The following is a 13,176-nucleotide window of genomic DNA, read 5'->3' on the forward strand; positions in this document are numbered from 1 at the left end:
TCGGCGCCCGATTTACGGCGGCGAGAGGCGCAAGCGCGGCTATAACCGCGGGATCAGAAAGGGAGACGACATGGACCAGAAAGAAAAGGCTACCGCATTCGCTGCACTTCATCAGAAGGGTAATCCGGTCATCATCTACAATATCTGGGACGCCGGCACGGCAAAGGCCGTTGCGGACGCCGGCGCGAAGGCTCTCGGCACCGGAAGCTGGTCCGTGGCTGCGGCGCAAGGTTATGCCGATGGCGAGAACCTGCCGATGGAGGCGCTGCTTTCGACCGCAAAATCGATCGCCTCCGCTGTCGAACTGCCGCTGTCGGTGGATTTTGAAGGTGGGTATGCGGAAGATCCGACAGAGCTTGCCAAAAATGTCGCGAAGGTCATCGACACGGGCGCGATCGGCATCAATTTTGAGGATCAGGTGGTCGGCGGCAGTGGCGTTTACCCGATCAGTCGACAGGCGGAGCGCATTCGTGCCATCCGATCTCTGGCAGATTCGCGCGGGATTCCACTCTTCATCAATGCCAGGACCGATCTCTTCCTTCAGGAGGGCGACCGGACAAAGCATACGGCGCTTCTGGATGAAGCGGTCGCGCGGGCGAGGGCCTATGCGGAAGCTGGCGGCAATGGCTTCTTTGCGCCGGGCCTGGCAGATGAGGAGCTTATCCGCAAGCTTTGCGAAGCTTCGCCAGTGCCGGTCAATATCATGATGATGCCGGGCGTCTCGGCGCCGAAGCGGCTCGGAGAACTCGGCGTCGCAAGGGTGAGCTATGGCCCCGGTCCCTACCGAGCGATGATGGCGAAGCTCAAGGAAGATGCCGCGGCGGTCTTCACCGCCGCCGCTTAGGCCTCGATCGAGGAAGGGGTCACGGCACGATCAGCGTGCCGGCCCCATGCTCGGTGAAGATTTCGAGAAGCACCGAATGGGCGGTCTTGCCGTTCAGGATGACGACGCCCTGGACGCCGGCCTTGATAGCGTCGATGCAGGTCTCGACCTTCGGAATCATGCCGCCGGAGATCGTGCCGTCCTTGATGAGCGCCTGGGCCTGCGCGACCGTCAGCTCCTTGATGAGCTGCTTGTCCTTGTCCAGAACACCCGGAACGTCGGTAAGGAAGAGCAGGCGGGTGGCATTGAGGGCGCCGGCGATGGCCCCCGCGAACGTATCGGCATTGATGTTGTAGGTGGCGCCGTCGCGGCCGGGGGCTACCGGGGCGATAACGGGGATCATCTCCGACTTGGCGAGCAGGTCGATCAGCGTGCGGTCGACTTCCACCACTTCACCGACAAAGCCGAGATCGAGCACGCGCTCGATATTGCTGTCCGGGTCGACGACGGTCTTCCTGGCCTTTTCGGCAAACACCATATTGCCGTCCTTGCCGCAAAGGCCGATCGCCCATTCGCCGGTCTGGTTGATCAGCGCGACGATTTCCTTGTTGATCGAGCCTGCCAGTACCATCTCGACGATCTCGACGGTTTTCTGGTCGGTGACGCGCAGGCCGCCTTCGAACTTCGACTCGATGCCCATCTTGGTCAGCATGGCGCCGATCTGCGGACCACCGCCATGCACAACGATCGGATTGACGCCGGACTGCTTGAGCAGCGCGATATCCGCCGCAAACGCCTTGCCGAGCTCGGAATCACCCATGGCGTGACCGCCGTACTTGACGACGATGGTCTTGTTTTCGTACCGCTGCATGTAGGGCAGCGCCTGCGCCAGAAGTTTGGCCTGAAGTTCGCTATCGGAAGTCGTCATCGATTTCCCCGTGATGTGAGTGGGCGCCTTGTAGCGCATGTTTTTGACGGGGGAAATAATCCGATGGCAAGATTTGCCCGTATACCGGCAACGACGCGCCCGGGGAGACACGTGCTTGGCGACAGACATTGAAATAGCCGCCTTGATCGGCCGCGTCGCATTGCGCGACCGAGCCGGTCTGGCGGCGCTTTACGCCGCTGTATCTCCGAAACTTTTTTCCGTCTGTCTTCGTATCCTCAAGGACAGGGCCGATGCGGAAGATGCGCTGCAGGAAATTTTCGTCAAGATATGGCAACGAGCCGACCGGTTCGCTGCCTCCGGTGCGAGCCCGTTGGGCTGGCTTGTGGCGGTGGCACGCAACCAGGCCATTGATCTTATGCGTGCCCGCAAGCCCGTTGCCGACAGTATCGACGAAACTTGGGACATCGCGGATGCGGCGCTCGATCCCGAAACGACCACCGTCCTCAAAGGCGAGGGCAAACGCATTGACAGGTGCATGGAAGAGTTGGAATCTGAACGAGCCAGCGCGGTGCGAAGCGCATATGTGGAAGGTCTGAGCTACCAGGAGCTGGCAGACCGCCACGGCGTGCCGTTGAATACGGTGCGCACCTGGCTTCGGCGCAGCCTTTTGAAATTGAGAGAGTGCCTCGACCGATGACGACGCCCGAACAGAGCGAAGGAGACCGCTCCCGCGATGAATTGCTCGCAGGCGAATACGTCCTGGGCGTACTCTCGCTTGCCGATCGCGAGCGTGTGGCCGCGCGCATAGCGCGAGACCGGGTCTTTGCGGCGATCGTCGCTCGATGGCAGGAAAATCTGGCGAGCTTCAACGACGACTACGATGAGGTTCTCCCACCCGCAGCTGTCTATTCGAAGATAGAGACCCGGCTTTTCCCGCACAAGAGCTTCGCGCAGGAGCTCGTCGCGACCGGCAAATGGTGGAACTCGCTGCTGTTGTGGCGTGGCATTGCGCTTGGGTCCGTGGCTGTACTGATCGCTTACGTTTCGCTGGATACAGGCTGGATAGGCACACCGACGTCTCGTCCGCTGGTCGCCGAGCTTGCAGGGGAAGGCAATTCAATCAGCCTGGTCGCCGCCTACAACGTCGTCGACGGCCGCTTGCGGGTGACACCGGTTGCGGCCGGTGCGGCGGATCAGCATTCGCTTGAACTCTGGCTGGTACCTGGCGGTGACGATCCGGCAATCTCCCTCGGTGTACTGCCTCAGACGGGCGAAGGTTCGGTCGAAATTCCGGCTCACCTCCGTCCGAGACTTGGCGAAGGCGTGACCCTCGCCGTCAGCCTCGAGCCGTTCGGCGGCTCTCCGACCGGTAAAGCCACCGGTCCCGTGATCGCGGTTGGACAGACGCGTCGGTCCAATTAAAATTAGCGCTTAAAAACCAAGTAGTTGAAATTTTTCTGCCACTTTTTTCACTGTGGCTGAAACTCTTTCCCTCTCCCTTCCGTCCCTTGCTGCGTCCCGCAGGCCGCGGGACGTGAACCGCCCTGGGAGGCGCATCCGTGCCGGGGCGATCAGATCCTTTAAAAGGAAGAGGAAAACAGAATGTCCAACTTCGCACTCCGCACATTTGCCGTCGCAACAGCTCTCTCCGCAGCCGTGGTCGCGGCCCATGCCGCCAATCCGAAGGTCGGCGGCGCGGCCATGTTCGAAGACAAGAACATCGTCGAGAACGCGGTGAATTCCAAGGATCATACGACCCTGGTGGCAGCCGTCAAAGCGGCCGGCCTGGTCGAAACGCTGCAGGGCAAGGGGCCGTTCACCGTGTTCGCGCCGACCAACGACGCGTTCGCGGAACTCCCTAAAGGCACGGTCGATACGCTTTTGAAGCCGGAAAACAAGGCGCAGCTGACCAAGGTTCTGACCTGCCACGTTGTCGCTGCGAACGCCATGTCGAACGCTATCGAAAAGATGATCAAGGACGACAAGGGCACCCATGACGTCAAGACCGTCGGCGGCTGCGTCCTGAAAGCCAAACAGGACATGGGCAAGATCACCTTGACCGATGAGAACGGCAATGTCGCCCAGGTTACGATCGCCGACGTGAAGCAGTCGAACGGTGTCATTCACGTAGTCGACAAGGTCGTGCTGCCCAAGATGTAAGGGCCGGTCGCAGGCGTTTTGCCGTTACATCCGGAGCCGGTCGCTTCCTCTGAAGCGGCCGGCTTTGTACGAGAAGTTACAATGGCTGGCCGACGGTCTCCTCGATCGCCTGACGGAGTTCGTCGATGCCTTTGCCTTTCTCAGAAGATGTCGAAAGCACGAAGGGATAGGCAGCGGGCCGTTTGCGGACCTTTTCCGTCGTCTCGGCGATCAGCTTGTCGACCGCCGGCTCCTTTATCTTGTCCGTCTTGGTCAGCACGATCTGATAGGAAACCGCCGCCTTGTCGAGCAGGTCCAAAACCTCGTCGTCATTCTTCTTGAGGCCGTGGCGGCTGTCGATCAGGACATAGACACGCTTCAGCGTGGCACGACCGCGCAGGTAGTCGAAGACGAGCTTCGTCCATGCGTCGACGTGCTCCTTCGGCGCCTGCGCATAGCCGTAGCCCGGCATGTCGACCAAGGCCATGGGGGGCAGATCCAGCCCTTCACCGGAAGAACCCTCCGGCACGAAATAGTTGAGCTCCTGGGTGCGGCCGGGCGTATTGGAGGTGCGTGCCAGACCCTTCTGGCCGACAAGGGCATTGATCAGCGAGGACTTGCCTACATTCGAACGTCCTGCGAAGGCCACTTCAAGCGGGCCTTCGGGCGGCAGGAATTTCATCGAAGGTACGCCACGGATGAAGATCCAGGGGCGGCCGAAGAGCGGCTTGTCGTCCATGTTCTTGTCAGCGGGCATTGGGTTATCGGTCCTGTCTCAATCGAAGCGACACGGCTTCCGGGTTTTGCCGCAGAATGTCAAGCTACGGAAGATATTTGCCTGTCGTCATAAAAGAAAACCCCGGCGGACCGGGGTTTCGGAAGCTATTTCGAGGCTGCCGGTTTTCGCCGGAAGAGGCCCTTCAGATTGTCGAAGAGCTCGATCTTGGCGCCGTGGCGCTTCATGATCATCGCCTGCTGGGTGATCGAAAGCGTGTTGTTCCAAGCCCAGTAGATGACGAGGCCAGCCGGGAAGGATGCCAGCATGAAGGTGAAGACCAGCGGCATCCAGGTAAAGATCATTGCCTGGGTCGGGTCCGGCGGCGTCGGGTTCATACGCATCTGCAGGAACATCGTGACGCCCATGACGAGCGGCCAGACGCCAATCAGCAGGAAGTGCGGCACGTCGTAGGGAAGCAGGCCGAACAGGTTGAACAGCGACGTCGGATCGGGAGCCGACAGATCCTGAATCCAGCCGAAGAAGGGCGCGTGCCGCATCTCGATCGTAACGTAGATGACCTTGTAGAGGGCGAAGAAGACCGGGATCTGCAGCACGACCGGCCAGCAACCGGCGATCGGATTGATCTTTTCCTCCTTGTAGAGCTGCATCATCGCCTGCTGCATGCCCATACGATCGTCGCCGAACTTGGCCTTCAGCTCCTCCATCTTGGGCTGGACGCGCTTCATATTGGCCATGGAGGCGTATTGCTTGCTGGCCAGCGGGAAGAAGAGCGCCTTGACCACCACGGTCGTCAGCAGGATCGCGACGCCGAAATTGCCCACGTGACGGAAGAAGAAGTCCATCAGCTGGAACATCGGCTTGGTGATGAAGTAGAACCAGCCCCAATCGATCAGTCGGTTGAACTGCGGGATTTTGAGTTCCGTCTCGTAGCGCGAGATCAGAGGCACTTCCTTGGCGCCGGCGAATACGAGGTTCTTAAGCTCGGTAGACTGACCCGGCTGGACCGTCAGATCGTCGCCCTTGTAGTCTGCCTGGTAGCTCGCCTGTCCGCCGGTGAAATGCGAGAAACGGGTGACGTAAGGCATGGACTGGGGCGGAGCGATCGTCGCAGCCCAGTATTTGTCCGTGATGCCGAACCACCCGGTGGTTGCCTTGTCGTGGGTATATTGTTCTTCCTCGATATTGGCATAGGTGTGTTCGCTAAGCGCGCCGTCTTCACCCATCACGCCGATGAAGCCTTCATGAATGACCCAGACCGAAGGAGTCGCAGGCTTGTTGTGACGCAGAATCCGCCCATAAGGCGTCAATGTGACGGGTGCGCCGCTGGTGTTGTCGATCTTGTCGTTGACGGTCAGCATGTAATGATCGTCGACGGAGATGGTGCGCGTGAAGGTGATGCCCTTCTCGTTTGTGAAGGACAGCGTCACCGGCGTCTGCTGAGTGAGTTTCTCGCCGCTTGCTACCGTCCACTGGGTTCCCGCGCCAGGAACGGTGCCGATGGATTCGTTCGGAATATAGCCGAGTTCGGTGAAATGCCCGTCCTTGGTGTCGGAGGGCGAAAAGAGCGTGATGATCGGGCTCTGGTCGTCAACGGTTTCGTGATATTCGCGAAGCTTCAGGTCGTCGAAACGCGCGCCGGTGAGATTGATGGAGCCGATCAGGGCAGGGGTTTCGATCTGAACGCGCTGCGACCGTGCAAGCGCCTGATCGCGGGTGATGGTCGTCTGGCCGGATGCGGCACCCGGAAGATTGCCTGTCGGCGCGCTCGAGGCGCCGGGGCTTTCCGGGGATACTGGCTGGGCCGTTTCTCCCTGGAGCGCGCGGCGAGCCTCTTCGGCACGCTGCTGCGCCTCCATCCTGGGATTCATGTAGAGGAACTGCCAGGCAATGACGATCAGCACCGAGAGCGCGACCGCGATGAAGTAGTTACGGTTTTTTTCCATCATGCTTTCCTGGAACGGGTCTCCTCGGACCGCTTCGGCTTCGGCCTGTTTTCAATGCGCTCGATGAGCTGAGCCGTCATATCAGCGAAGGGAGCCGACAGCACCTCCCGACGCGCGACAATCACATAGTCGTGTCCGCTCTTCATTGCAAATCCGGCGGAGTGCCTGACGGCCTCCTTGAGGCGCCGACGCATGCGGTTGCGCTCGACTGCGTTGCCATGTTTCTTAGTGACGGTGAAGCCGACCCGCGGCGCTTCGTCCGGCGCATTGCGGTCGAGCACTTCCAGAAGAAAGGTGCGCCCCCGACGGCTTTCGCCTTGCCGAACAGCAAGAAACTGCGGCCGGCTTTTCAGCCGCCCGACAGTTTTCTTGTTCTTTTTCTCGTCTGTCATCGCCCGGTGATCTCGGGCATCCCAGCCTTAGGCCGAGAGACGCTTGCGGCCACGGGCGCGGCGTGCGGAAAGAACCTTCTGACCACCCTTGGTGGCCATGCGGGCGCGAAATCCGTGGCGGCGCTTGCGAACAAGCTTGGACGGTTGGTACGTACGCTTCATTTATTTAATACCGCGGTGTGCGGCCCTTCTTGGAGTTTGCTTCCGCAAAGAAAGCAAGAGCGTTTAGAGAAACGATCTGCGCAAGCGGCTGCACGCGTGCAAGCCCGCCGGAGCTGAACGTGCGCGGCTTATAAGAGGACTCTGTCTGAAAAGTCAATCGCCGGCGAACTTTTGCGGCTCCGCCCGACCTCCAGAACATTCAATTTGATCAAATCCATTAAGGGTTGCGGAGGTTGCCTGCGCAACTGAAAATGGTTGAAATGTGGCAAAACGATCCCGATTTCTGTCACCCTGTCATCTTTTCCGACAAATAATTCGGGAGAATACAGCGTTCGTTGACAAATTTTCCTCCTCGCTTCGCTGCGTTCAAAGCCCGCCTGCTCAAGGATTGTTAATGACTAGGTGCTAATTCTAGCAGTGATGTCGCGGATCTTCCGCATCAGTGTGCCGTGTCGCCAGCATCCCATGGTGTCTTGCAGGGGGAAAACTGCAGTGAGAATTAGAGCCAAGATCAACCTTCTCGTCGGGCTGATGAGCTTGTTTGCCTGTCTGATCGGCGGGCTTTCGCTTTTCGCGGTCGAGAAGTACCGGGCCCAGAGCCAGCAATACGCCGATGTGGCCGATCGCGCCCACAACGGAGAGCACCTCAACCGGTTGGTCACGGCAGTCGTCATGGATGCCCGCGGTATCTATGCCGCAAAGGATATCGCGGCGACCAAGCAGTTCGGCGAAGGGATTGTGAAATCGCTGGCTGAAATGGAGAAACTGCTAGCCGCATGGCAGCCGAAAGTGCCGGCAGAACAGAAAGCGATCTTCGAGAAGCTGATGGCCCGTTCGGCGGAATTCAAGCAGTTCCGCAGCGAAACGGTCCGCCTCGGCCAGACCGAGGGCCCCGCGGCTGCGAACGTCCAAGGCAATAACGAGGCAAACCGCGCCAACCGCAAGGCCTATCAGGCCGAGATCGATGCGGTGGTGAAGATGGACCAAGCGCAGCTCGACGAGCTTAGCGCCGGTATGGATGCCTTCGGCAACATGGTTTTCTACAGCGTGCTCATCGTCACCGTGATCGGCGTTGCCGGCGGAATGGCCTTCGGTCTGTATCTTGGCCGCAAAGAGCTGAGCCAACCTATTCTCGACCTCACCTCGTCAATGAAGACGCTGGCGGACGGAGATTACTCCGTGGCCGTTCCGCTCGTCGGCCGTAAGGATGAAGTCGGCGACATGGCTGCTGCTGTCGAGGTTTTCAAAAGGAATGGCATCGAGGTCGCTCGCATGAACGCCTCGGAATCCACCCTGCGCGGGAAGAACAACGAATTGCAGGCGCTGATGTCGGCCGTGGTCGCCGCCGCCGCCGAGGGCGACTTCACCCGCCGCATCGACAAGCAGTGGGGCGAAGAGAGCCTCGACCGCTTCGCCAGCAATGTCGACCAACTGGTCGCAAGTGTTGACGCCGGCATTTCCGAAACACGACGGGTCGTCAGGAGCCTTGCCGAAGGCGACCTTACCGATAGCATGAACGGCAATTTCAAGGGAGCTTTTGCCGAGCTGCAGCACAACGTCAACGCCACCATGGAAACGTTGCGCGGAACGATGATCAACGTCCGCAGCGCCAGCGGCTCCATGAACGGCAGCGCTGCCGAACTCAGCAAGGCTACCAATGACCTGTCGCGGCGCACGGAGCAGCAGGCCGCCGCGCTGGAGGAAACCTCCGCCGCCCTCGACGAGATCACGGCTGTGGTACGGACCTCCACCGAAAGGGCTCAAGAGGCAACCGTGATGGTGGGCGAAGCCAAGCAAAGTGCGGTGCAATCGGGCGAAGTAGTGCGCAATGCCGTCGACGCCATGGGCCGGATCGAGCAGGCTTCCCGTGAGATTGCCCAGATTACCAACGTCATCGACGAGATCGCCTTCCAGACCAATCTTCTGGCGCTCAACGCCGGTGTCGAAGCCGCCCGTGCGGGCGAAGCCGGCAAGGGCTTTGCTGTCGTGGCACAGGAAGTTCGCGAGCTCGCCCAGCGTTCTGCAAACGCGGCAAAGGACATCAAGGCGTTGATCAGCAAGTCGGGCGACGAGGTCGCCGGAGGCGTGCTGCTGGTCCAGAAGACCGGCGAGGCGCTGTCGGAGATCGAAACCCGCGTGTTGCGCATCAACGACCATATCCACTCGATCGCGGTTGCCTCCCGGGAGCAGGCGACGGGACTGGCGGAGGTCAACACCGCCGTCAACCAGATGGACCAGGTGACCCAGCAGAATGCCGCCATGGTGGAAGAGACTTCGGCTGCGACCCAGAAGCTTTCTTCTGAAGCCGACAGCCTGTTCGCCATCGTCTCCAAATTCAACATCGGGCATCAGGAGCATCGCGCCGCCGAGCCTGCAAGGTCTTCGCGCCCAGCGGCGGCTGCCACGGCTCAAGTCCAGCGCCCGCGCGTCTCGCCGGTCAAGGCGATGACGGGTGCTCTGACGCGGGCTTTCGGAGGAGGGGCTGCGGCTCGGGCTCCGGTAGCAGCGGCTGCGGATTGGGAAGAATTCTGATCCGACCGGCCCTTTCAAACGAATAGGAAAGCGGAGACGGATGCCGTCTCCGCTTCTCTTTTTGCACTGCCGAAAGAGGGGCTGGTAAAAAAGCGTTGAATCTCTAAAATAGTCGATCATCCGTTGGCTCTGCCAGATGTTGGGCGGAAACGGAATTCGGGAATGGAGATCCGCATGGACGGCGAGGTTCATACCTCGGGGCGCTCGGAATCCTCGCCGGATGGCGCAGGACCGGAACCCATGCCGCGTCTCTTCAGCGGCCTTTCCGGCAGACTTCTCTGGCTTACCGTCATTTTCGTCATGCTGGCGGAAATCCTGATTTTCGTTCCATCTGTCGCAGGCATGCGCATGAACTGGCTGCGCGACCGTCTGGATACGGCCGCCGCCGCGGGCATTGTCATCGACGGTCTGCAACCGTCGGAGCTTCCCCGCGCGGTGCAGGACGATACGCTTCTGGCGACGGGCACCAAGGTCATCGCGCTTAAAAAGGACGGCACTTCCCGCCTGCTGGCGGCCACCGACCTGCCGCCGCAGGTTGACCAGGTCTTCGATCTCACCGATGTGCCGATGTGGATCTCGATGCGCGACGCTCTGGACACCCTGTTCCTGGGCGGGGGCCGAGTCATGCGTGTTTTCGGGGCGATCGGCGACACCGACATGATCATCGAACTGGTGATGACCGACGACGCGCTGCGCAAGGACATGCTGAAATATTCGAAGATGATGTTTCTGCTGTCTTTGCTGATTTCGCTCATTACAGCGGTGCTCATCTTCCTGGCCATCAACCGGATGATGATCATGCCAATCCGCCGGCTGACCCACAGCATGCAGTTTTTCTCGGAACAGCCGGAGGATCCGAGCCGTGTCTTTGCCGGTGACCGGTCGCGCGGAGAGCTTGCCGTGGCCGGCCGGCATCTCGCCGCCATGCAGGTGGAACTGCAGCGCACCCTGAAGCAGCAGAAAAACCTCGCCGATCTCGGTCTGGCCGTTTCCAAGATCAATCACGACATGCGTAACATCCTGGCGTCGGCCCAATTGATGTCCGATCGGTTGACTGATGTCGACGATCCGATGGTGCGCAGTTTTGCGCCGAAGCTCTTGCGCACGATCGACCGGGCCGTGGGTTATACCAGCGAAGTATTAGCTTATGGACAGGCATCCGAAGCGGCCCCGCGCCGCCGCCGTATCCGCCTGGCCGAACTCTGCCAGGACGTGCGCGACATTCTTGCCATCGATCCCGACGCCAGCATCGAATTCATCGATCAGATCCCTGCCGATGTCGAGGTGGATTGCGACAGCGAGCAGCTTTTCCGGGTCATCCACAATATCTGCCGCAATGCCTTGCAGGCGCTGACGAACTTCGATCCCGAGGACACCTCCATGGTCCGGCGCATTACCGTCTCGGCCCATCGGATCGGCAGCGTCGTCAGCATCACGGTCGACGATACCGGCCCGGGAATGCCGCGCAAGGCGCGGGAAAACCTGTTTTCGGCCTTCCGCGGCTCGGCTCGTTCGGGCGGCACGGGCCTTGGTTTGGTGATTGCCCGCGAGCTGGTTCTGGCGCATGGCGGCACGATCGCGCTGGTCGAAAAACCCGGCCCCGGAACGCAGTTCCGGATTGAGATTCCCGACCGTCCAGTTTCGCTGGAAGACTACCGGGCTCGAGCTTGACGCTAATAGATGTTGCTTCTCAATGGCTTGGGCGAGAAGTGACAGCAAAATGACGTTGCCCTCGGTAAAATCGCTTGCAATCTCTCGCGGCACCGATTAGAGGATCGCCACGCAAGCGGTGACGCACTGCTTGCCTACGCACCCGTAGCTCAGCTGGATAGAGCACCAGACTACGAATCTGGGGGTCAGGAGTTCGAATCTCTTCGGGTGCGCCATTTTCTCCTCCATCAGCAATACTCTTCCGAAGCGGTGGCAAACTGCCATTTCCTTGTTGATCCTCGCCGCAGGCCGTGCCACGTGCAAGGTTGAATGTTCTTCCGTGAGGGCGGCAATGGATCGAGATGGCGGCTTTGTGGATCTGCGGGAGCGGCCCGGGCAGGGCAGCAGGCTCGCCAATTTTCTCTCGGGCGGATTGTGGCCGGCGACGCTTTTTCTCGGTGTTTATTTTGTCGCCAGTATCGCCACGCGGCTGGCTTTGCCGCATTCGCTGACACTCGACGAGGCCGAACAGTCTCTGTTCTCGCAATATTGGCTCGCCGGTTACGGCCCGCAGCCACCCTTCTACAACTGGGTACAGAACGCTTTTGTAAGCATCATGGGAATCTCGCTGCTCGCGTTGACGCTGCCGAAGTTCGTGATGCTGCTTCTTTGCTATTTCTTCTTTGGTTTGGCGGCGCGGGAGATCGACGGCCGGGCGGGCTTCGTGGCGATGGCGATGCTGAGCCTGCTCCTGCTGCCACAGGTCTCCTATATGCCGCAGCAGGATCTGACGCACACGGTCGCGGTGCTAATGGCGACCTCTCTGTTTTTTTACGGCTTGTTCCGAACGCTCGCCCGTCCGGATTGGATGGGTTATGCGCTGCTTGGACTGGCGATCGGCATCGGCACCATATCGAAATACAATTTCGTGCTGCTTCCGGCAGCTACGGTCGTTGCCGTCTTCGCCGACAGGGAATGGCGCGCCCGCCTCTTTGACGTCCGGATCCTGCTGACGGCGGCGATCAGCGTGACGATCATCATGCCGCATGCGTTATGGCTGCTCGGTAACCTCGATCTGGCAACCAAAGGCACGATCAGCAAGATGGTCGAAGCGAACGCACCGCACGGGATTGCCCGTATTGCCCGCGCTCTCGGCTCGCTGGCACTCGCCTGCCTTGCTTTCGGGGCGTTGGCGTTGGTTGTTTTTGCGGTGGCCTTCAAAAAGCAGTTCAGGCCGGCGCTGAAAATGAGCACCCGGTGGACGCGTCTCCTGGGCATCATGATGCTGGTCTCGCTGCTTGGCGTGGTTCTGGTGATCCTTTTGGCGGGCACGACGAAAATCACCGAACGCTGGCTCGATCCCTATCTTCTGGTACTGCCGCTATACCTTCTGGTGAAGTTCAGAGGAGCTGGAGCGGATATCGTCGCCAGTCTGAAGCGATTCCTCCCAGTTTTTCTGACCATCATGGCGATCACGCTGATCCCATTGGCGGCAAAGACGGTGACGGCAGGAATGACCGGCAGTTACACGAGGATCAATTATCCGTTCACGCTCGTTGCCGAGACGCTGAAAGCGGAGGGGCAGCCATCATTGATCATCGCCGGCGGCACTCACCTTGGCGGGAATATGCGGCTGCGGTTCCCCGGTACTCCCGTGGTCGACCCGGGCCGGCCGATTGCTGGTTTTCCGCCTCTGGACTCTCTAAAATCACCAATCCTGGTCATCTGGCCGATCAATTCGGACACCGTGCAGCAGCCCCCCTTTGCCCTGCCGCCGGAAGTATCGGCGCTCGGCCTTACGGCCTCTCCCGTGCAGTCCCTGTCGTTCCCGCACGAATATGGCGATGGCAGAACCGGATTGAAGCTCGGCTATCTCTGGCTTCGTTGAAGACCGTAGGTTACCTGAT

General features: G+C 60.0%; 12 protein-coding genes and 1 tRNA gene. 8 read left to right on the top strand and 5 right to left on the bottom strand.

Annotated elements, in window-relative coordinates; translation table 11 throughout:
* The first annotated feature begins 70 nt into the window (after window positions 1-70).
* Window positions 71-844 (top strand): isocitrate lyase/phosphoenolpyruvate mutase family protein, encoded by a 774-nt coding sequence (locus EDE09_RS00685; RefSeq protein ID WP_112797458.1) that lies wholly within the window; start codon window positions 71-73, stop codon window positions 842-844.
* Window positions 845-863: 19 nt separating this feature from the next.
* Here EDE09_RS00685 and argB read toward each other — a convergent pair whose 3' ends face one another.
* Complete coding sequence (gene argB, locus EDE09_RS00690; RefSeq protein ID WP_105370500.1) at window positions 864-1,751, bottom strand: acetylglutamate kinase; 888 nt, start codon at window positions 1,749-1,751, stop codon at window positions 864-866.
* 115 nt (window positions 1,752-1,866) lie between these two features.
* On the opposite strand from argB, the gene EDE09_RS00695 reads away from it, so the two are divergent.
* The 3 genes from EDE09_RS00695 (at window position 1,867) to EDE09_RS00705 (ending at window position 3,872) form a co-directional block, all read left to right on the top strand.
* A complete protein-coding gene (locus EDE09_RS00695; protein ID WP_245505049.1) occupies window positions 1,867-2,409 on the top strand; it encodes a sigma-70 family RNA polymerase sigma factor in 543 nt (180 codons plus the stop codon).
* Window positions 2,406-3,134 carry an anti-sigma factor gene (locus tag EDE09_RS00700; RefSeq protein ID WP_112797454.1) on the top strand — a complete coding sequence of 243 codons (729 nt, stop codon included), beginning with the start codon at window positions 2,406-2,408 and terminating at the stop codon, window positions 3,132-3,134. Before EDE09_RS00695 ends, EDE09_RS00700 begins: the two co-directional genes overlap by 4 nt.
* 180 nt (window positions 3,135-3,314) lie before the next feature.
* Window positions 3,315-3,872 carry a fasciclin domain-containing protein gene (locus EDE09_RS00705; RefSeq protein ID WP_112797452.1) on the top strand — a complete coding sequence of 186 codons (558 nt, stop codon included), beginning with the start codon at window positions 3,315-3,317 and terminating at the stop codon, window positions 3,870-3,872.
* A 76-nt stretch (window positions 3,873-3,948) separates the two neighbouring features.
* Here the strand turns inward: EDE09_RS00705 and yihA are convergent, their stop codons facing one another.
* From yihA to rpmH, 4 genes are all read right to left on the bottom strand, one after another.
* On the bottom strand, window positions 3,949-4,608 hold the full coding sequence (gene yihA / locus EDE09_RS00710; protein ID WP_207914794.1) for a ribosome biogenesis GTP-binding protein YihA/YsxC: 660 nt from the start codon (window positions 4,606-4,608) through the stop codon (window positions 3,949-3,951).
* 125 nt (window positions 4,609-4,733) lie between these two features.
* Window positions 4,734-6,533, bottom strand: coding sequence for a membrane protein insertase YidC (gene yidC, locus EDE09_RS00715; protein ID WP_132408359.1), 1,800 nt, complete (start codon window positions 6,531-6,533; stop codon window positions 4,734-4,736).
* Window positions 6,533-6,925: a ribonuclease P protein component gene (rnpA, locus tag EDE09_RS00720; protein WP_112797450.1), complete on the bottom strand. Its 393-nt coding sequence runs from the start codon at window positions 6,923-6,925 to the stop codon at window positions 6,533-6,535. The genes yidC and rnpA overlap by 1 nt, the downstream gene beginning before the upstream one ends.
* A 27-nt stretch (window positions 6,926-6,952) precedes the next feature.
* Window positions 6,953-7,087, bottom strand: coding sequence for a 50S ribosomal protein L34 (gene rpmH, locus EDE09_RS00725; RefSeq protein WP_025555461.1), 135 nt, complete (start codon window positions 7,085-7,087; stop codon window positions 6,953-6,955).
* A gap of 492 nt (window positions 7,088-7,579) precedes the next feature.
* Between rpmH and EDE09_RS00730 the strand changes: the two genes are divergently transcribed.
* From EDE09_RS00730 to EDE09_RS00745, 4 genes are all read left to right on the top strand, one after another.
* Window positions 7,580-9,619 (top strand): methyl-accepting chemotaxis protein, encoded by a 2,040-nt coding sequence (locus EDE09_RS00730; RefSeq protein ID WP_112797448.1) that lies wholly within the window; start codon window positions 7,580-7,582, stop codon window positions 9,617-9,619.
* Between the two features lie 240 nt (window positions 9,620-9,859).
* The gene (locus tag EDE09_RS00735) at window positions 9,860-11,290 is read left to right on the top strand and encodes a HAMP domain-containing sensor histidine kinase (protein ID WP_245422745.1); all 1,431 of its coding nucleotides are present in this window, start codon (window positions 9,860-9,862) and stop codon (window positions 11,288-11,290) included.
* Window positions 11,291-11,428: 138 nt separating this feature from the next.
* Window positions 11,429-11,505: transfer RNA gene (locus tag EDE09_RS00740), tRNA-Arg, on the top strand.
* Window positions 11,506-11,621: 116 nt separating this feature from the next.
* Window positions 11,622-13,157 (top strand): glycosyltransferase family 39 protein, encoded by a 1,536-nt coding sequence (locus EDE09_RS00745; RefSeq protein WP_112797446.1) that lies wholly within the window; start codon window positions 11,622-11,624, stop codon window positions 13,155-13,157.
* Window positions 13,158-13,176 lie beyond the last annotated feature (19 nt).

The organism is Neorhizobium sp. S3-V5DH (assembly GCF_004343065.1).
Lineage (GTDB): Bacteria > Pseudomonadota > Alphaproteobacteria > Rhizobiales > Rhizobiaceae > Neorhizobium > Neorhizobium huautlense.

Bases quoted from the DNA above. Each gene is read 5' to 3' on its own strand.
- EDE09_RS00685 (WP_112797458.1), top strand. From the start codon at position 71: ATGGACCAGAAAGAAAAGGCTACCGCATTCGCTGCACTTCATCAGAAG.
- argB (WP_105370500.1), bottom strand. From the start codon at position 1,751: ATGACGACTTCCGATAGCGAACTTCAGGCCAAACTTCTGGCGCAGGCG.
- EDE09_RS00700 (WP_112797454.1), top strand. From the start codon at position 2,406: ATGACGACGCCCGAACAGAGCGAAGGAGACCGCTCCCGCGATGAATTG.
- EDE09_RS00705 (WP_112797452.1), top strand. From the start codon at position 3,315: ATGTCCAACTTCGCACTCCGCACATTTGCCGTCGCAACAGCTCTCTCC.
- yihA (WP_207914794.1), bottom strand. From the start codon at position 4,608: ATGCCCGCTGACAAGAACATGGACGACAAGCCGCTCTTCGGCCGCCCC.
- yidC (WP_132408359.1), bottom strand. From the start codon at position 6,533: ATGGAAAAAAACCGTAACTACTTCATCGCGGTCGCGCTCTCGGTGCTG.
- rnpA (WP_112797450.1), bottom strand. From the start codon at position 6,925: ATGACAGACGAGAAAAAGAACAAGAAAACTGTCGGGCGGCTGAAAAGC.
- rpmH (WP_025555461.1), bottom strand. From the start codon at position 7,087: ATGAAGCGTACGTACCAACCGTCCAAGCTTGTTCGCAAGCGCCGCCAC.
- EDE09_RS00735 (WP_245422745.1), top strand. From the start codon at position 9,860: ATGCCGCGTCTCTTCAGCGGCCTTTCCGGCAGACTTCTCTGGCTTACC.
- EDE09_RS00745 (WP_112797446.1), top strand. From the start codon at position 11,622: ATGGATCGAGATGGCGGCTTTGTGGATCTGCGGGAGCGGCCCGGGCAG.